This is a genomic window from Gottfriedia sp. NPDC057948, from assembly GCF_042887255.1.
In the GTDB taxonomy this organism is placed as follows: domain Bacteria; phylum Bacillota; class Bacilli; order Bacillales; family Bacillaceae_G; genus Gottfriedia.
The window spans coordinates 25975-45409 of the sequence record NZ_JBHVPN010000024.1; the positions used below are offsets into that span (position 1 = coordinate 25975).

General features: G+C 34.0%; 18 protein-coding genes. 1 reads left to right on the top strand and 17 read right to left on the bottom strand.

From position 1 onward, the window contains the following. Window positions 1-199 precede the first annotated feature (199 nt). From mfd to metG, 17 genes are all read right to left on the bottom strand, one after another. Complete coding sequence (gene mfd / locus ACFVRR_RS22335; protein ID WP_387332756.1) at window positions 200-3730, bottom strand: transcription-repair coupling factor; 3531 nt, start codon at window positions 3728-3730, stop codon at window positions 200-202. A 175-nt stretch (window positions 3731-3905) separates the two neighbouring features. After that, window positions 3906-4166, bottom strand: coding sequence for an anti-sigma-F factor Fin (locus ACFVRR_RS22340; RefSeq protein WP_387332758.1), 261 nt, complete (start codon window positions 4164-4166; stop codon window positions 3906-3908). Between the two features lie 61 nt (window positions 4167-4227). After that, window positions 4228-4791 carry an aminoacyl-tRNA hydrolase gene (gene pth, locus ACFVRR_RS22345; RefSeq protein ID WP_387332760.1) on the bottom strand — a complete coding sequence of 188 codons (564 nt, stop codon included), beginning with the start codon at window positions 4789-4791 and terminating at the stop codon, window positions 4228-4230. A gap of 104 nt (window positions 4792-4895) precedes the next feature. After that, window positions 4896-5849 (bottom strand): ribose-phosphate diphosphokinase, encoded by a 954-nt coding sequence (locus ACFVRR_RS22350; RefSeq protein ID WP_387332762.1) that lies wholly within the window; start codon window positions 5847-5849, stop codon window positions 4896-4898. A 44-nt stretch (window positions 5850-5893) separates the two neighbouring features. Then, window positions 5894-7252 carry a bifunctional UDP-N-acetylglucosamine diphosphorylase/glucosamine-1-phosphate N-acetyltransferase GlmU gene (gene glmU, locus ACFVRR_RS22355; RefSeq protein ID WP_387332764.1) on the bottom strand — a complete coding sequence of 453 codons (1359 nt, stop codon included), beginning with the start codon at window positions 7250-7252 and terminating at the stop codon, window positions 5894-5896. A gap of 141 nt (window positions 7253-7393) precedes the next feature. Further along, window positions 7394-7684 (bottom strand): septation regulator SpoVG, encoded by a 291-nt coding sequence (gene spoVG / locus ACFVRR_RS22360; protein ID WP_056474486.1) that lies wholly within the window; start codon window positions 7682-7684, stop codon window positions 7394-7396. A gap of 763 nt (window positions 7685-8447) precedes the next feature. Further along, a complete protein-coding gene (locus tag ACFVRR_RS22365; protein WP_097979268.1) occupies window positions 8448-8819 on the bottom strand; it encodes a RidA family protein in 372 nt (123 codons plus the stop codon). Between the two features lie 51 nt (window positions 8820-8870). After that, a complete protein-coding gene (gene purR / locus ACFVRR_RS22370) occupies window positions 8871-9713 on the bottom strand; it encodes a pur operon repressor (protein WP_387332767.1) in 843 nt (280 codons plus the stop codon). A gap of 53 nt (window positions 9714-9766) precedes the next feature. Then, complete coding sequence (gene ispE, locus ACFVRR_RS22375) at window positions 9767-10636, bottom strand: 4-(cytidine 5'-diphospho)-2-C-methyl-D-erythritol kinase (RefSeq protein ID WP_097979270.1); 870 nt, start codon at window positions 10634-10636, stop codon at window positions 9767-9769. 183 nt (window positions 10637-10819) lie between these two features. Continuing rightward, window positions 10820-10978 carry a small, acid-soluble spore protein, alpha/beta type gene (locus ACFVRR_RS22380; RefSeq protein ID WP_069033981.1) on the bottom strand — a complete coding sequence of 53 codons (159 nt, stop codon included), beginning with the start codon at window positions 10976-10978 and terminating at the stop codon, window positions 10820-10822. Between the two features lie 119 nt (window positions 10979-11097). Beyond that, window positions 11098-11367 carry a biofilm formation stimulator Veg gene (gene veg, locus ACFVRR_RS22385; RefSeq protein WP_097979271.1) on the bottom strand — a complete coding sequence of 90 codons (270 nt, stop codon included), beginning with the start codon at window positions 11365-11367 and terminating at the stop codon, window positions 11098-11100. A gap of 205 nt (window positions 11368-11572) precedes the next feature. Next, window positions 11573-12451 carry a sporulation peptidase YabG gene (gene yabG, locus ACFVRR_RS22390; protein WP_387332770.1) on the bottom strand — a complete coding sequence of 293 codons (879 nt, stop codon included), beginning with the start codon at window positions 12449-12451 and terminating at the stop codon, window positions 11573-11575. A 190-nt stretch (window positions 12452-12641) separates the two neighbouring features. Then, window positions 12642-13517 carry a 16S rRNA (adenine(1518)-N(6)/adenine(1519)-N(6))-dimethyltransferase RsmA gene (gene rsmA / locus ACFVRR_RS22395; RefSeq protein WP_387332772.1) on the bottom strand — a complete coding sequence of 292 codons (876 nt, stop codon included), beginning with the start codon at window positions 13515-13517 and terminating at the stop codon, window positions 12642-12644. After that, entirely contained in the window at window positions 13517-14071 is a 555-nt protein-coding gene (gene rnmV, locus ACFVRR_RS22400; protein WP_056474503.1) for a ribonuclease M5, read from the bottom strand. Before rnmV ends, rsmA begins: the two co-directional genes overlap by 1 nt. A 140-nt stretch (window positions 14072-14211) precedes the next feature. Further along, complete coding sequence (locus ACFVRR_RS22405; RefSeq protein ID WP_387332775.1) at window positions 14212-15420, bottom strand: resuscitation-promoting factor; 1209 nt, start codon at window positions 15418-15420, stop codon at window positions 14212-14214. Window positions 15421-15606: 186 nt separating this feature from the next. Next, window positions 15607-16377 carry a TatD family hydrolase gene (locus tag ACFVRR_RS22410; RefSeq protein WP_097979274.1) on the bottom strand — a complete coding sequence of 257 codons (771 nt, stop codon included), beginning with the start codon at window positions 16375-16377 and terminating at the stop codon, window positions 15607-15609. Between the two features lie 425 nt (window positions 16378-16802). Then, window positions 16803-18779, bottom strand: coding sequence for a methionine--tRNA ligase (gene metG, locus ACFVRR_RS22415; RefSeq protein ID WP_387332777.1), 1977 nt, complete (start codon window positions 18777-18779; stop codon window positions 16803-16805). A gap of 302 nt (window positions 18780-19081) precedes the next feature. Here metG and ACFVRR_RS22420 point away from each other — a divergent pair, with 302 nt between their 5' ends. Next, window positions 19082-19366: a transition state genes transcriptional regulator AbrB gene (locus ACFVRR_RS22420; protein ID WP_069033946.1), complete on the top strand. Its 285-nt coding sequence runs from the start codon at window positions 19082-19084 to the stop codon at window positions 19364-19366. Window positions 19367-19435 lie beyond the last annotated feature (69 nt).

Sequence of the window (19435 nt, forward strand, 5' to 3'; positions counted from 1 at the left end):
TACTTGCATGTCTACGATGATGAAAGATATCCGAGTGACAATGAGGTAAGGTCACCCTTAATTAATGATAGTATCCTACACAACGAAAGTTCTATACAAAATAAGTGAGATTTTTTAACACCTTTACTAAAAATATAGTACTGTAAGCACTTTTTGGTAACTTTTAATTACTATATCGCCTAATTAAAGCAACCATTCCCTAAGCATTTACACTCTCTTTTTTCACATTCTTTAATCCATTAATTAAACCTTCTAGCGTAGTAAGCCAGTCAGCTGGATTTTTTCCTTTTACGTCTAGCGTTACTTTTAATTTCGATCCATCCATGCCTAAACCAATGCCTCTACCGAATGAATTGCATAATTGGAATAACTTCCCACCATCAATATTAGCACTTGCCTTCTCAGAGAAATAAACACTTACTTCTGATTTAACTTGTTTAATCAGTTCAATCTTCTCGGCAATAGCTAAAAGTTTAATATGAGCAACCTGACATAGGTAACCTACTTCTAACGGGAAATCGCCAAAACGGTCCATTAATTCCTCTTGTAAATCATTTAACTCTTCAAACGTTTCAACACGTCTAAATTGCTTGTACATCTCAATTTTTTGCTTACTATCTTGAATATACGTATCAGGTAAATATGCATCTACTTCAATGTCAATTTCAATTGAAATGATATCTTCTTTCTTAACCCCTCTACGTTGTTCGATTGCATCTTTTAACATTTGAGAATATAAATCGAAACCAACCGAATCAATAAATCCATGTTGTTGAGCTCCAAGTAAATTTCCTGCACCTCGTATTGATAAGTCACGCATAGCGATTTTGAAACCTGAACCTAGTTCTGTAAATTCTTTAATTGCTTGTAGACGCTTCTCGGCAACCTCAGTCAATACTTTATCCTGTTTATATGTGAAGTAAGCATATGCCACTCTATTCGAACGTCCTACGCGCCCTCTTAATTGATAAAGCGTTGATAGACCCATTCGATCTGCATCATATACAATCAATGTATTAACATTTGGAATATCCACGCCTGTTTCGATAATCGTCGTACTGACTAATACGTCATATTGGCCATCTAAAAAGGCATACATAACTGACTCTAGTTCCCCTTCATTCATTCGACCATGTGCTACAGCTACTTTTGCATCTGGTACAAGCATCGAAATCTGTTCAGCCATACGTTCAATATCTTCAACTCGATTATATAAGAAATATATTTGTCCATCTCGAGCAAGCTCTCTTTCAATCGCTTCTCTCACTAATGCAGCATTATATTCAACTACATATGTTTGAACTGGAAAACGATTTTCTGGTGGTGTTTCAATAACTGATAAATCTCTTACTCCTAACATCGACATATGCAATGTACGAGGGATCGGAGTTGCTGTTAACGTTAAAACATCTATATTTGCTTTTAGTTGTTTTATTTTTTCTTTATGAGATACACCGAATCTTTGCTCTTCATCAATAACTAAAAGTCCTAAATCTTTATATAGAATATCCTTCGATAATAGGCGATGTGTTCCAACTACTATATCGACAGAGCCCTCTTTTAAGCCTTTCATCGTTTCAAGCTGCTGTTTGCGAGATCGGAAACGATTTAACAAACCAATATTAATTGGATGATCTTGGAACCTTTCTCTTAAAGTTTCGAAATGCTGCTGTGCCAAAATTGTAGTAGGAACTAGAATAGCAACTTGCTTACCTTCAACAATTGCTTTAAAAGCCGCTCGAATAGCTACTTCAGTTTTTCCGTATCCTACGTCACCACAAAGCAGTCGATCCATCGGACGTTCTCTTTCCATATCCTTTTTAATTTCATGAATTGATCTAAGTTGATCGTCAGTTTCCTGATAAGGAAATGAAGATTCAAATTCTTGTTGTTCGAGTCCATCAGGTGAAAAAGCATAGCCTTTAGATGCTTCGCGTTCTGCATAAAGCTTAATTAAATCATCAGCTATATCCTGAACGGAGCCTTCAACCTTCTTCTTAACCTTTTTCCAATCAGTACCACCAAGTTTATAAATCTTTGGTTCCTTACCTTCAGATCCAACATACTTTTGTACTTGATCAATTTGTTCAATTGGTACGAATAATTTGTCGTCGCCATGATATCGAATATGTAAATAATCTTTATGAATACCATTAATCTCTAATGTTTCAATTCCCAAAAACTTACCAATACCATGATTTACATGAACAACATAATCTCCAACTTTTAATTCTGAGTAATTTTTTATTCGTTCTGCATTTGATAATTTTGTATTGATTCTTTTTTTCTTCTTAGCTTTTTTCGTGAATAACTCACGCTCTGTTATTAGAACAAATTTTTCTAAAGGAAGTTCGAATCCAGAACGAAGATCCCCTTTCATGATGTATACTTCACCATTTTTTATTTGCTCTAAAGAAGAGACAATTCTACCTTCAATGTTGTAATCTTCTAATATATTTTCAATTTTATTTGTTCTTTCGTCACTTTCGCCGAGCATAACGATTGTATAGTTATTTTTCTTCCAACGATCTAATTCATTTTTCAACAGATTCATCTGTCCATGAAACTCTTGCATCGATTTACATTGAATCGAAACTACTTGTTCAGGATGCGTATGAGGTACTCTTCTAGGGAAAAGACTCGTATGAATTTGTTGACGCTTTCTCGAATGTAGTAATTCAAAAAAGTCATGTGAAAAACTTACTCCATGTAATGCATTTCCTTCAGCTAGTAAAGACGTATACCACTCTGCTTCATCTTTTTTAAGCTGCTCTACGATTTCGTGAACCCTTGAAATTTCATCAATAACAACAACAGTTTCCTTAGGAACGTAATCTAGTAAACTAAATTGGTTTTCATAGATTAGACCAAAGTATTTGTATATTTGATCAATCAATTGCCCTTGCTTTAGTTGTTCAATGTCATAGGTTACCTTTTCAACCAATAACTCTTTTACTTGTTGATCTCTTATTTTTGATAGAGTTGTTTTAAATGCTTGTTCAATTCGTTGAACTCCTAATTGCAAATCAGTCTTGGAAATGATCCTTTCCGTCGCTGGACCAATATGGACACTCTCATATTTTGTAATAGATCTTTGAGAATCAGGAGAAAACGAACGGATTGAATCGATTTCTGTATCAAAGAGTTCAATTCGGATAGGATCTTCATACGTAAGCGGATAAATATCAAGAATTCCTCCGCGTACGCTAAACTCTCCTTTACTTTCAACCATCCCAACACGTTCATAGCCCATTTGAACAAACCTTGAAATCAAACTCGTTAAGTCGATTTCTTCACCAATTTCAAAATTAATCTGATAGTTAGACCATAATTCTGGAGATGGCAAATAGCCAATTAATCCTGACACAGGTGTAACTACTACCGACGGGTTTTTTGACATCAAACTGTTTAACGCGATTAGTCTTTGCGATCTAAGCTCTGGGCTTGATACTGCAATCTCTGAAGCAATCAATTCGTTTGCAGGATATAAAAATACTTTATCTTCCCCAACTACTGATTTTAGGTCTTCCGATACTTTTTGAGCTTGGAGAAGATTATTTGTTACGATTAACTGCGTTTGTCCAGTTTCTTTAAAAACAGCTCCAGCAAGCAATGTCTTCGCAGACCCCGTTAAGTTTGTAACCAATTGTTCTCTTAGACCATTTTTTAGGCCATTTATTACTTTCTTAATATCTTTATACTGGTTAAATTGTTCAATTAAACCAATCACGAAGTCAATCTCCCCTAACAGTCAATCTAAGTCACAATAATCTTAGTTGAAGTTTATATTTATTTTTTTTTTAATTTGCTCCATTTTAAGTGTCATTTGGATAGATACACACACTTCATCTTAACAGAGTCTAGAAAAAACAGAAAAAACGCCTCAGTTATAAACCAAAGGCAATTTAATTTATGAAATTCTTATATTCATGGTAATGTGGAAACTCAGATAGAGTCATTTCGCAATCCTCGCACACTATATAAATTACTTGATTAGGAGATTGAATAAAGTTTACAAAATCGCTTAATTCTTCATCGAAAGAATGACAATACGAAGATGAAACTTGTAACAACTGTTGTTTTTCAATACTCCCCATTTGTTTACTACAATACCGACACTGACAATCTAATAATTCCATTATTTCCTCCATACTACATAAATTCATATATACAGTATGGATTGTACTAACTATACTTATTCAATGTGAAAGCTTAAATTCCTGTTTTTTATTTTTTATTATATTGATTCATTACATCCACGAAAGGATGCTTTAAAAAATATTCACATGCATCTGCAGCTCTTTTTACACCATCAACTACTTCAGCTATTTCTTCTTCAAAAAAGTTTGATAATACATGATTTACAACACTCATTCCATTTGATGGACGATCTACTCCAATTCGAACACGTTGGAACTCTTGTGTTCCTAAATGCTGAATTAATGACTTTATACCATTATGACCTCCAGCACTTCCTTTTGTACGTAGACGTAGCTTTCCAGTTGGAATATCCATTTCATCATATAGAACGACAAGATCTTCAATGTCAATATTAAAATAATCCATAAATGGTCTTACACATTCACCTGACAAGTTCATATATGTTAAAGGTTTTAACAAGAAAACTTTTTCTCCGTTCACAATTCCTGAAGTATAAATACCATTAAATTTTTGTTGGGTTAATGAAAAGCCCCAACGGTGAGCTAATTCATCGATCGCAATGAACCCAATATTATGTCGCGTTCTTTCATACTCTCTACCTGGGTTGCCGAGTCCTACAAACAACTTCATTTTAGTATCCTCCATTCTAATTCACTTGGTTATATTACGAAAAGACGTAACCACTTCTGGTTACGTCCTCTTATAAGTTTCAAAACAAAGATGTAGTTTTTATATTAATCAAATAAAGTACTTACTGATTGCTCTTCATATACACGGATAATCGCTTCACCTAATAAGCCAGCAACTGATAATTCAACAAGTTTATCAGTCTTTTTATCTTCAGTAAGACAAATTGAATTTGTTACAACTAATTCTTTAATACAAGAGTTTTCGATACGATCAATTGCCGGTCCAGACAATACAGGGTGTGTACAACATGCATATACTTCTTTTGCACCATGCTCTACTAATGCATTAGCAGCAAGTGTAATTGTACCCGCTGTATCAATAATATCATCAATTAAGATAGCCGTTTTACCATCAATATTACCGATGATGTTCATAACTTCAGCAACATTTGGTTTTGGACGACGTTTATCAATGATAGCAATCGGAGCTTTTAGACGATCTGCCATTTTACGAGCTCTTGTTACTCCACCGTGGTCAGGAGAAACAATTACGATATCTTCAAGCTGTTTTTTTCTAAAGTAATCTGAAAGGATAGGTACACCTATTAAGTGATCAATCGGAATATCAAAGAATCCTTGAATTTGTGGAGCATGTAAATCAAGTGTAATCACTCGAGTTGATCCCGCAGTTTCAAGTAGATTTGCAACTAACTTTGATGTGATTGGCTCACGTGAACGAGCTTTTCGATCTTGACGAGCGTAACCGTAGTAAGGAATTACAATGTTAATTGTTTTTGCTGATGCACGTTTTAAAGCATCAATCATAATTAATAATTCCATAATACTTTCATTTACAGGGAAACTAGTTGATTGAATGATAAATACATCACAACCACGGATACTTTCCTCAATGTTAATTTGCACTTCTCCATCGCTAAAACGAGAAACCGAACATTTACCAAGCTCTACTCCAATGTGTTTTGCAATTTCTTCAGCTAATTTAGGATTAGAGTTTAGAGTAAATACTTTTAAATGCTTGTCTGGATAATGATTAGGCATGTTTCGTGTACCCTCCGCTTTTTTTCTTTTCTTTTTATCTATAATTAATTTTTATAGTAACCTTCTTTGTTCACTTGTCTTGCTCTTGCAATTGCTAGTGAATCTTCTGGAACTTCATCAGTAATCGTTGAACCAGCTGCAATGTATGAACCTTTTTTCACAGTTACAGGTGCAATTAAATTTGAATTACAACCAACAAAGACATTGTCTTCGATCGTTGTTTTAAATTTGTTTTTACCGTCATAGTTCACAGTGATTGAGCCACAACCAAGATTAACACCTTGACCAATTTCCGCGTCACCAATATAGCTTAAATGTGATGCTTTACTTCCGTTGCCAAAAGTAACTTTCTTAGTTTCAACAAAATTTCCAATTCGAACTTCATCACCTAATGTTGACGCCGGACGAATGTGAGCAAACGGTCCAACCGTAGTTGAATGACCGATTTTACTTTCATGTACAACTGATTGTTTAATAACTGTATCATTACCAATTTCACTATCGATAATTTCAGTATTCGGGCCAATTGTACTACCCGTCCCAATTATACTATTTCCATAGACCATTGTACCAGGGTAAATCATTGTATCCGAACCAATTTTTGCATCTGCAGAGATATACGTGCTAGCTGAGTCGATAATTGTAACACCGTTCAACATATGCTTTTTGTTTATAGTTTTGCGCATGATTGATTCTGCAATAGATAATGCATATCGATCATTTACGCCTAATGTTTCATCGAAATTTGCTGTTTTATAAGCAGCTACTATTTCGCCTTTTGCTTTTAGTATCTCAATAACATCTGGTAAGTAGTACTCACCTTGAGCGTTATTATTGTTTACTTCATTTAATGCTTCAAATAATGCTTTATTATCAAAGCAATATGTACCTGTATTGATTTCTTGAACTGTTAGCTCTTCTGGACTTGCATCCTTATGCTCAACAATTTTTAATACAGACCCATTTTCGCCCCTAATTATTCTACCATAACCAGTTGAATCCTCAAGGTGGGCTGTTAAAATTGTAGCTTTTGCCTGTAATCTTTCATGCTCATCGAATAAAGATTGAATTGTTTCAGGTGAAATTAATGGTGTGTCACCACAGATTACTAAAGTAGTTCCTTCTTTATCCTTTAACATTGGCGCCGCTTGAATAACAGCATGTGCAGTACCTAATTGCTCAGCTTGTAGAGCATATTCGCTATGATCACCTATTTGTGTTTTAACTAATTCCGCTCCGTGACCTACAACAGTTACAATATTTTGTACACCAACTGACATTACGTGGTCTACAACATGTTGAACCATAGGTTTCCCACAAACAGGGTGAAGTACTTTATATAATTTTGATTTCATTCTAGTACCTTTTCCCGCAGCTAGAACAATCGCATATTTATTTGACATAGTCATCCTCCATCAATCTAAATACCTATACCTGGTAGCTCAAAATGCTAATTTTAATATTTTTCCACAAAATAAATCCATTTTATTATACCATAAAAAAAGAACCCATTATACATTAATGGGTTCTTTTTGGTCATATTTTTAAGAAGCACCTGCTTCTTCAAAGTCTTCTTCCAACTCACCTACACGGTGATATTCAGCTAATACAGAATCCTGTATTTTGCTACGAGTTGAAGAGTTAATCGGATGAGCGATATCACGGAACTCTCCATCCGGAGTACGTTTACTTGGCATTGCTACAAATAAACCGTTATTACCATCGATTACGCGAATATCATGAACAACAAATTCATGATCTAATGTAATTGATGCGATAGCTCTCATTCGACCCTCCGTGTTTACGCGGCGTAGTCTTACGTCTGTCACTTCCATCTTGTTCACCACCTTTATCAACTTAAACCATAATTAGTAAGTTTCAACAATTATCAATAATTTCCTTCTTTTTGGAAAATTTTTATTTAAATTATTTAATTTTTACAAAAGTTTACTAAAGTAATGTCCTTAACTTATTTATCGGAAGATTTTAATTGAATTTTAATGAAAATAAAAAAAACCTGAAGAAATTTCAGTTTTTTTCATGCTGTTAAAAAACAATCTTGTCAATTAAATATCAAATTTTCGTAAAAGGAGTCGGGTGTGGTTGATTTCCACTACAGGATGTTCGCTTTCCATGGGGCGAGATTCTTTCGTCTCCTCGGCGAGCCTGCGGGGTCTCAGGATTCCCGCTTATCCCATAGGAGTCGATCAACATCCGCTCCAATTAACTTATTCATCAAAAAAGTCTACAATAAAAAACTAATCAAATAGCCTTTACTTAGAGTAATCTAACAGTTGTTTATTAATCAGTTTATGGGTCAATCAATATCGAACATTTTAATAAACTATCATTGAACTTGTTTTTCTAAAAATTAGCTCTTAAATATTTTTAACTTCTCAAGAATAAACAACAACTACAGTTTGATATTATAAAACCGCTCAAATCATAAAAAAATGAAGAAGTTGGATTAATAAATGCTCAACATAATACCAACGAAATTCACAACTAGTTAATTTCATTTATTTTCTATTTTGAATATTGACTAAATAATACTTCCACACAATAAAAAAAACCTGAAAAAAATTTCAGGTTTTTGTCTTATACTAATGCGATACATTCGATCTCTACTAGTACGTCTTTAGGTAGTTTTGCAACTTCGACACAGCTTCTTGAAGGTTTGTGTCCATTGAAAAACTCTTCATAAATTGCATTAAAATCAACAAAAGTTGTTAAATCTTTTAAAAATACCGTTGTTTTAATAACTTTTGATAAATCTGTTCCAGCTTCTTCTAGAACAGCCTTAAGGTTGGCAAACACTTGCTTTGTTTGTTCCTCAATTCCACCTTCTACAATATTACCTTCTACAGTTAAAGGAATTTGTCCAGAAGTATATAATAATCCATTAGCGATTATTGCTTGAGAATATGGTCCAATTGCTTTTGGTGCATGATCAGTATGAATTAATTGCATTATGTATCTTCCCCTTCTTCATTATATACAATTAGCTTATCTATTTAATGACTATAAGCTTTCAGTTTTAATAAATGATTCTTCTTGGAAATTGCCTCTTTCAACTCGAATAAGCTGTTCTCTTTCATTTACCTCAGATAACTTTACAAGTGAAATATAATCTTCAACTAATCTTTCTTCGATATTTACTGCCTCAACTAATACACCAATTCCTGCAACATTTGCCTGGAATTCTTTAAGCAAATTTTTCATACCAGTAACCGTTCCACCAGCTTTCATGAAATCATCGATAATTAAAACATTTGAACCTGCCTCGATGCTTCTTTTTGCCAATGACATAGTTTGTATACGTTTTGAAGAACCAGATACATAATTAATACTTACTGTTGATCCTTCCGTAACCTTGTTATCTTGACGAACAATTACAACTGGTACATTTAAAAAGTTTGCAACTGCATATGCTAAAGGGATTCCTTTTGTTGCGATTGTCATAACGATATCTATTTTTTGATTACTGAATATAGATGCAAACATACGGCCTACACTATTAACATAGTTAGGATTGCTTAATATATCAGTCATGTATAAGTATCCACCGGGCAACACTCGGTCTGGTTTTTGAAGTAGTTCACATAATTCTTCAATTACTGCATTTACTTCTTGGTTACTAATACTAGGAATATACTTTACACCACCAGCTGCTCCTGGCACAGTCAGTAGTGTCCCAATTCCTTGCTGTTCGAACGTCTGCTTAATAATACCTAAATCTTCACTTACTGATGATTTAGCAGACGCATATAAATCAGCAAAAAATGTTAAAGATACTAATTGTTGTGGATGATGCAACAAATAGTGTGTCATACCTACAAGACGAGAGCTTCTTCTAATTTTCATGCAGCACCTCAAATCACGAATATTTTATAAAAATTTTATAATAATATTCGTTTTTAATCAAGTTTTTCCCTTTCACCTAACATCCGAACGGCGTATACTTGATCGCAGAAACCTTTTAATCCATTATAAACACGATTCATCCTAGAATCATGGCGAACTAATCCGAATACTGTAGGACCACTTCCGCTCATTAAAACAGCATCTGCACCAAAACGTTTCATTTGATCCTTAATCATTGCAACCTCAGGGTGTAATTGCAGTGTAACTGTTTCTAATACATTTCCTAATGACAGACAAATATCGTCGTAATTTTTATTCGAAATGGCATTAACCATACGATCTACATCAGGATGTTGAATATTATCTAATTTAAGCTTTTGATAAACAGTTGCTGTTGAAACACCCTGTGTTGGTTTTGCTAGAATAACCCAACAAGGCGGTGGTGTATCGATATGTTCGATTTTTTCGCCACGACCTGTAGCTATAGCTGTTCCTCCGTAAACACAAAATGATACGTCCGACCCGATTTTAGAACCAATTACCGCTAATTCATCTAACGAACAATTTAAATTCCAAAGCTTATTTAGACCTCTTAGTACCGCCGCAGCATCTGAACTACCTCCGGCTAAACCAGCAGCAACTGGTATATTTTTAGTAATAAAAATATGCGCTCCTAATTTAACTCCGAACATTTCTTTGAGTAGCATCGCAGCTTGATAAGCTAAATTGCGTTGATCATCTGGCACGTAACGATTGTGTGATGTAACGACAATCTTATCTTCTTGAATAAGCTCTAATTCGATTCGATCAGCTAAATCGATCGTTGTCATGATCATTTTTACATCATGATAACCATCGCCTCTTTTCCCTACTACGTCTAATGAAAGATTTATTTTCGCAGGAGCCTTCACCATTAATTTCACTTTTCTCACCTTCTTATGAACACTTACTTTTTTGCTATTGTATCATAATTAACTCATAAGAAAAATGTACCCCAATGAAAGTGAGCTAGAACATTAAATTTTCTTTGGGAAGATTCACAAAAACCGAAGCATTTAGCTTCGGTTTGATGTGTAGACAAAATCGCTTGTCGAAGTGAAGATTGTTTATTGTTGCTTATTAGATAATTGTAACTCAGCTAATTCGATTGCTCTTTTAACCATGTTGCCGGCATCCTTCGCTCGAATGCCTCCCCAGCCTTCTTTTTGAACGACGTCATAGAAACCAAGATCTTTTGCAAGTTCCTCTTTAAAACTCTGTGACATTATACCTCTTTTTCTTCTACCCAAAAAAAGCAACCCCCTTTTTCCACTTCGACATTGTTAGTATGTGTAAATCTGTTTAATTTCATGAATAAAAAAAAGAAAAGGGACAGTAGAAAATTCTACTGCCCATTCGCCATCAGTCCACTTGTATGGTCATCACAGAAAAACAATTCAACTGTTTCTGTTAAAATATCTGCATAACTAAAAGATAAGCGTTCAAATGTGTTCTCTTCTTGATCTAATTGTACTACGAATATGGATGGATATGTTTCTGCTAATACACCGGAACGTTCCACAGTCTTTCTACGTCCGCTGTTTGCTTTCAATGTAAGTCGTTGTCCAACATGACTATCTAAAGTATCCTTTATTTCAGATAATTTTTTTGCCATTTCATACCACCTCACTATGACAAGTATACCATCTTATGTAAACTAAGTCAAAAAAGATAAAATTATACCAACGATACTGGTTACCTGTCAATATTTTTTTAAAAACACCCGATTATTATTTGTGAAAATCAGAAAATTTATGTATGAAAATAAAAAAAAGATTTTCTACATACGAGTTTTCTCGTTAATGTAGAAAATCTTTTCCTTACTCCTCTTCCATCGATTGGAAAGGTAGCCCTGTTCTTAAAATTCCTTTTGTTTCTACTCCGCCTAGTCCCTTTTCACCTGTAATTGTATTACGAACCACTTCATAAACATTTACTCGATCCATAAATGATGTGAAGCTTATCTTCCCAACGACATAAACAGGATCTAATGCATGTATGTTTACCCTAGTCGGTGAGCTTGCAAAGTTTGCTCCTGCACGTATAATCGCTTCAAAGTGAGATTGACATGCCCCAGCAAAAATTACAAGATGGTCTAAAGATGGAACCTTTTTTCGCGCTTCTTTTACAGCATCGACAAAATATCTTGAATGTCTGTAAGCTTCTATATCAGTAACGACCCCTTTTGCCTTTGTGTATGCATCATGACCAGTTATAACTAGTATATCGGGACGATAATGATCTAAGTAATAACCAATTTTTGTTGGTAATTCTGTTTCCTTACAATAGATTCCCTCAACGGGAACACCCATCTTATTATACATTTCAAGACATTTTTTTAAATATATTGGATCTCCATCGATGTGAAGAACCCGACCTGGTATTTGAAAAAGATTTACTTCTGTTCTATATCCATTTGTTGCTTGAAATCTTCTTTTTTCTTTTTGCTCCAAGGCTTCTCTTTTAAATAGTTTGTAGTTTTCCTCAATTTGAACAGATGATCTTTTACCTTTTTCTCGATACTCTGATTCAATGATTACTCGCAGGTCAGATAAAGGCGCATCAGCAATTAAACGAAAATCGTCACCATATAGAACAGCAATGACTTCATCCCCGATTTGTTTTACCTCCACTACTCGAAAAACTAGGTCATATTTATAAGATGCTCTTTCTACTATATCCCCTACATTAATATTCACATGCCTTCCCCTCCAAAATTGCTTAAGTACACTACGAGTTCGCTCTCTTTTTTTAGATTATGTATGGACAAAAAAAAGGGTGAAAAGAAGGTTTATTTAACTTTTGTAGGGCACCAGAACTAAAATAAGGGAGCAAATAAAAAAGATGATTACAAACTAGTTGGTAAATTAGCTTATAATCATCTATTTTTTATTTTACTTGTTTATATAGACTATTACTTAATGTTGCAAATTCTTGAATTGATAAAGTTTCTCCTCTTCTTGTTCCTTCAATACCGGCCTCTAGAAGACAAGCTTCAAGTATTGCTTTATCCTTTTTTAGATGTGAAAAGTTATTTAATAAATTATTATTTAATGTTTTTCGTCTTTGAGCAAAGCTTGCTCTAACTACTTCAAAAAAGAATGATTCATCAATTACCTCAGCTGCTGGTGCTTCACGTTTTATTAGCTTTATAACAGCAGAATCAACGTTTGGCTGTGGCATGAAGACTGTTCTAGGTACAGTCATAACAGTTGAAGCATGTGTATAAAACTGTATAGCTATTGAGAGTGAACCATAATCCTTTGTTCCCGGCTTAGCAGCTATACGGTCAGCTACTTCTTTTTGCAACATACAAACAATTCCTCTGATTGGTAATCCTTCTGTTAATAGCTTCATGATAATTGGTGTCGTTACATAATAAGGCAAGTTTGCGACTACCATTATATCTACCTCATTTGGCAAATACTCATTAATCGCTTTTTCAACATCTGCCTTTAGTACGTCTTCATTAACGATTTGTATATTGTCATATGGTGAAAGTGTATCCTCTAAGATTGGGATTAGTCTATTATCAATTTCAAAAGCTAATACTTTCTTAGCACGCTTAGCAATTTGCTCAGTTAATGCCCCAATTCCCGGGCCAATTTCAATTGCACAACTTTCTTCAGTTAAATCTGCATAACTTACAATGTTTTCTAGTATATTTGTATCAATTAAGAAATTTTGACCATAGCTTTTTTTAAAGAAGAAATCGTACTTGGCTAATATTTCTTTCGTTCGACTAGGTGTCGCGATATCCTTCATTATTTTTCCTCCATTAAAACTTTTTTTACTGCTTGCCCAAATTCATCTTTTGAGATTTGAAACATTTGCAGTCTTTTCTCTAGTTGCTTACCGTTTGTATAACCTATATTAAGAATTTTACCAAGCTTATCTCTTCTTTCACTTGAAGAGGGATGTCCAATTAATCCGGCATCTATTAAATCTTCTTTTGTAATTTCAGATTCAACTTCGATAAATTCCTGCTTAACATGAATTAAAGCATTTCGAATAGATTCTCTAGTAGCATGTTCGATTCCTAATCCTTTTTTACCTGAACGAACAGCTTCTTCCTTTGGCAAAAATGCATGCTTACATCCTGGTACATGCTCCTTAATAATCGAGCGTATACGTTGACCAGGATAATCAGGATCTGTAAATACGATAACTCCTCGAGTCTCCTGAGCATGCTTTATTAATTTTAAAGTATCCTTATTTATAGCAGAACCACTTGTTTCAATTGTATCTGCATCCACAGCTCTTTTAATTGCCGCCGTATCATCTTTACCTTCAACAACAATGATTTCTTTAATTTTCATTTGTTCCTCCAACCAATACAAGTATATGTAATCATACCATAAGGATAATAAAACTTCATACTCTCTTAAAAGTAGTATAAAAAAAAGCAGAAGGACTTATCCTTCTACTTTCATTCAATCAACGATCTATTTTAAAAATATTAGCTAATAATACGAATTTTTACAGTACGACGACCAAAATCAAAACAATCGTCTTTTGTAGGCATTAAAATATCGATTCTTCTACCTTTAATTGCTCCACCAGTATCACCAGCAATAGCAACACCATATCCTTCAACCCAAACCTTAGATCCTAAAGGAATCACTTTTGGATCAACTGCAATCAGTTTTGTGTTAGGATTTTTACGAACATTAATACCTAAAGCTGTTACACCAGACATCCCAGCATCGTAAGGAGAATATGCAGTTGCTTCAACATACATTTCTTTTACCTTACTACTTGATTTTGGTGCACTAGATTTTACTAATGCACTTGATGTTGGTACAGACTTTGTTCCAACAGCAACTACTCGATCAACTGGTTCTTTTAAAATAGTTTCATCAACTAGCGTTTTAGAAACTACCTTACCATTTTCTTTAATCAGTTCAAAGTTACGTTTAACAAGTCCTTTTACACCTTCTGAAATGACCGAAGATTCATCCTTATACATAGAAGAATCTTTTTGCTCTTTTTCTTTAAAATCTACAGGCTCTTCCACCACATCGTTGACTTTTTCGACACGGATAACTCGAACTGTATCATTTTGTTTGATCATTTCGCCGGCACCTGGTTCAACTCGGTCAAATTCGTTTAGTGTAATGTTCTGCTTTTCTAAAAAGTCAGCGACAGAAGTCGAAGTTGCAAATACTTTTTTAGAAACTCCTCCGTCATTTAATACCATAGGGAATGCTTTTTCGTAAGATACCTTACCATTTTCCTCTAACGGTGTTGACAGTGCAGGCATTATAACATCATCAGGATTGATCTTAATATTTTGTTCCTTTAATAATTCCTTTACCGTTTGAGCAGTTGTGTTAATGACTTTTTCTTGCCCATCGATCGTAAGTTTAACAGGTTTTGCTAAATGAACTGTAATATCCATATCGTCTGATATTTTCGTTTTGGCTGACGGATATATTTCATCTGCATTCGTAATATTAATATTTTGTTCTTTTAATAATTCAGCCACAGTATTTGCATGTGTTTGAATAACCTGTTCCTTCCCGTCTACCTCAAGAGTTACTTGTTCTTTAAGTCCCTCATATGCTCCTGTACCTACTGATCCAGTGAAAACTAAAGCTCCTGCAAGTTGTACTGCTAGTTTTTTACTACTCCCAAGTCTAGAAAGTAACCTATTCGCGTCTATCACGATTTTACTCCTCCTTTTCGCCTGAGAAAAAAGATTGACTAGCTCCAAACCTATTAACTAGTGCTTCTACTCTACTGAATGTATGTTTACTAGATTTAGAAGTAGAAGAGTTTTCTTTCGACAAATTCTTCAACTCTTCATACGTGAACTGTGACGAATATTATGTATTCGTACTAGTTCATGAGATCATTTGTTAATCTGAAAGATATTACACGCATTTTCGAAAGTTCGTTTTTGAACTTCTTCAACTGATATGTTTTTTAAACGTGCAATTTCATCAGCAACAAGTGATACATAGCTAGGTTCGTTTCTTTTTCCTCTATACGGATGTGGTGTTAAGTATGGACAATCCGTTTCGATTAATAGATTTTCTAACGGAATCTCTGTCGCAACTTCTTTTGGTTTTTTTGCATTCTTAAATGTAACAGGTCCTCCTAATGAAATATAGAAGTTCATTTTAATACATTCTTTTGCAGTTTCCACACTTCCGCCGAAGCAGTGCATGATGCCACCTACTTCTGATGCATTTTCTTCTTTTAAAATGGTTACAATGTCTTCTGTTGCGTCTCGATTGTGAATGACAATCGGTAGTCCGCATTCTTTTGCTAATTGAATTTGTTTGCGAAATACTTCTTTTTGGATTTCTTTTGGAGATTTATCCCAGTAGTAATCTAATCCAGTTTCACCAATTGCTACTACTTTAGGATGTTTTGATAATTCCTTAATCCATTCAAAATCTTCTTCAGTTGCGTCAATTGCATCAACTGGATGCCAGCCAATAGCTGCATAAAGAAAATCATACTTCTCAATTAATTCCATAGCTTTCGTAATTGTTGGTCGATCAAAGCCAACAACCACTTGATGAACAACTCCTGCTTCCAGAGCTCTACTAATTACTTCTTCAAGGTCTTCTTTGTATTGATCTGCATTTAAATGTACATGTGTATCAAAAAGCATTTTTACTTCCCCTTTGCTCATCTGAGATTTAGTCTAGCATACCGTAAAATTTCTTACCTAACGCACAGTTAACAATTCCGTTACAAAAAGAAACAGTCAATATTAAGCAATTTCTAATAAATTTTTAAAGATGTTTTAAATTAATACCATGTTATATCAAGACTTTCTTACTTTTTGAAACAAAATTCTGATAATTTTTTTAGTTTACTATTGTAATCAACCTGTAATATTTTCTTCATATAGTGACATTTTTTAACAATAACTTGTTAACATCTGCCATAAATCAACAAAATATTATCATATTTGTGATTCTTATGATATTTTTACAATTTTCTGCAGAATACAACAATTATTTCAGTAAAACAAAACAAAAAAAGAAAAGTATTTCATGTTAGTTTTTACACGAAATACTTTTCCTAGTAACATTATTTAATAATAGTACCGTTTGGTAATGATTGATCAATTGTTGCAAGTGATAGCTTACCTTCAATACTTCCTGCAAGGATCATCCCTTCGGATAGTTCCCCTCTTAGCTTTACAGGTTTTAAATTCGTTACGCAGATCACTTTTCTACCAATTAAGTCTTCTGGTTTATAGTATTCCGCTATACCTGATACAACTTGTCTTAATTCATTTCCTAAATCTAATTGAAGTTTTAGAAGTTTTTTTGCTCCTTTTACTGCACCAGCTTCTTTTACTTCAGCAACCTTTAGTTGAACTTTAAAGAACTCATCAATTGTAATTTCAGGAACAGTTTCTTCCACTTTCTCTTCTACCACTGGCTTTACAGTACCTTGCATTTGTTCTTTAATATATGCAACTTCAACCTCTGTCTCTAAACGTGGGAAAATTGGTTCACCCTTTTGTACTCTCGTATCCTCCTGAATTGCTCCAAACTCATTCAGGCTGTCCCATGAAAGAATCTTTTCATCAACTAGTCCTAACTGAGTGAAAATTTTCGCAGGAGTCTGAGTTAAGAAAGGTTTTAATAAAATCCCAACTTGACGTAAAGACTCAGCTAAATGTGCCATTACCGAAGCTAGTTCATTTACACGGCTTTCGTCTTTAGCAAGTACCCACGGCTGTGTCTCATCAATATATTTGTTTGTACGACTAACGAACTGCCAAATATTTGTTAATGCAACTGAAAACTCCATATTTTCCATTGCTGCTTCCACAGTTTCCTTCGTGTTCTTTGCCACTTGTTGAAGGTTTTCATCAAAATCAGTTACTGTTCCATTAACTGCAGGAATATTACCCTCAAAATATTTTTGGATCATTGCAATTGTTCGATTTAATAAATTACCTAAATCATTTGCTAAATCAAAATTAATACGGTCAACGAATCCTTCTGGTGTAAAAATACCATCTGATCCAAAAGGAACTTCACGTAATAAATAATATCTTAGAGCATCTAAGCCATATCGGTCGATTAATACTACTGGATCTACAACATTTCCTTTTGATTTACTCATCTTGCCGTCTTTCATTAATAACCATCCGTGAGCAAAGACCTTTTTAGGTAATGGTAAGTCTAATGCCATTAACATAATCGGCCAATAAATCGTATGGAAACGTACAATTTCTTTACCAACTAAATGAACATTCGCAGGCCAATACTTTTTATAGTTTTCTTCATTATCTGAACCATATCCTAAAGCTGTAATATAGTTAGATAAAGCGTCAATCCAAACATAAATTACGTGTTTAGCATTACCAGGTACTTTTACACCCCAGTCGAATGAAGTACGTGAGACAGCTAAATCTTCTAAACCTGGTTTAATGAAATTGTTAATCATTTCATTTTTTCTTGATTCAGGTTGAATAAATTCTGGGTTTTCTTCATAATACTTCAGTAATCGGTCAGCATATTTACTCATTTTAAAGAAATATGACTCTTCTTTAACTAGCTCTACTGGATGACCGCTGTCCGGACTCTTACCACCAATAATTTTTCCTTCTTCATTATATAGTGGATCAACAATTTGTGTTTCAGTATAATATGTTTCATCCGGTACAGAATACCAACCCTCATACTCGTCCAAATAAATATCACCTTGATCAAGTAATTGCTTGAAAATCTTCTCAACAATTTCTTTATGTCTGCTTTCCGTCGTACGGATAAAGTCATCATAAGAAATATCTAATTTTGTCCATAGGTCCTTAATTCCAACAACGATATCATCTAAGTATTTTTGAGGCGAGATATTTAATTCCTCAGCTTTACGTTGAATTTTTTGACCATGCTCATCTGTACCCGTTAAATAAAAAACATCAAAGCCTTGAAGTCTTTTATATCTAGCCATTGCATCCCCAGCAACAGTCGTATAAGCATGACCTATATGTAATTTTCCGCTCGGATAATATATTGGGGTTGTAATATAAAAAGTTTTATTACTCATTGACCAAAACTCCTCCTTCAAAAATTTCTAAATATTGACACTAAATTATTCGCATGATTTTGCATTTCATTATAAAATGAAAAATGAGTTATCTGCATATCCCCATCTACTATTACAACTTCATACTTATTTTACAAGTTAAATTTTACACAATAGTAACATCTATTTCTATTATTTCTCATAAATATACATACATTTTCTCTTTAATTAACCCATTTTGGCATAGAAGCATTATGTAGCTCTGTCTTTTGGACTACATAGTACATTTATTTTCATAAAAACTTTATATAGGAGGATTAATTATGAAATCTACAGGAATTGTCCGTAAGGTAGACGAGCTTGGCCGTGTAGTCATTCCAATTGAACTTAGAAGAACACTAAATATCACTGAAAGAGACACACTTGAAATATTTGTTCAGGATGATCGAATTATCCTAAAAAAGTATGAACCAAATATGACTTGTATGATGACGGGAGAAATTTCTCAAAATAATCTTGAGGTTGCTGATGGCAAAATTGTTTTAAGTAAAAAAGGCGCAGAACTTCTAAAATTCGAGATTGAACAATTTATAGCTGATAATAATTAAATTGAAGAGGCTGCCTATTTTAATTGCATTCTCTAAAAGCTAGTAAAAATGAGTAGAGAATTACAAATA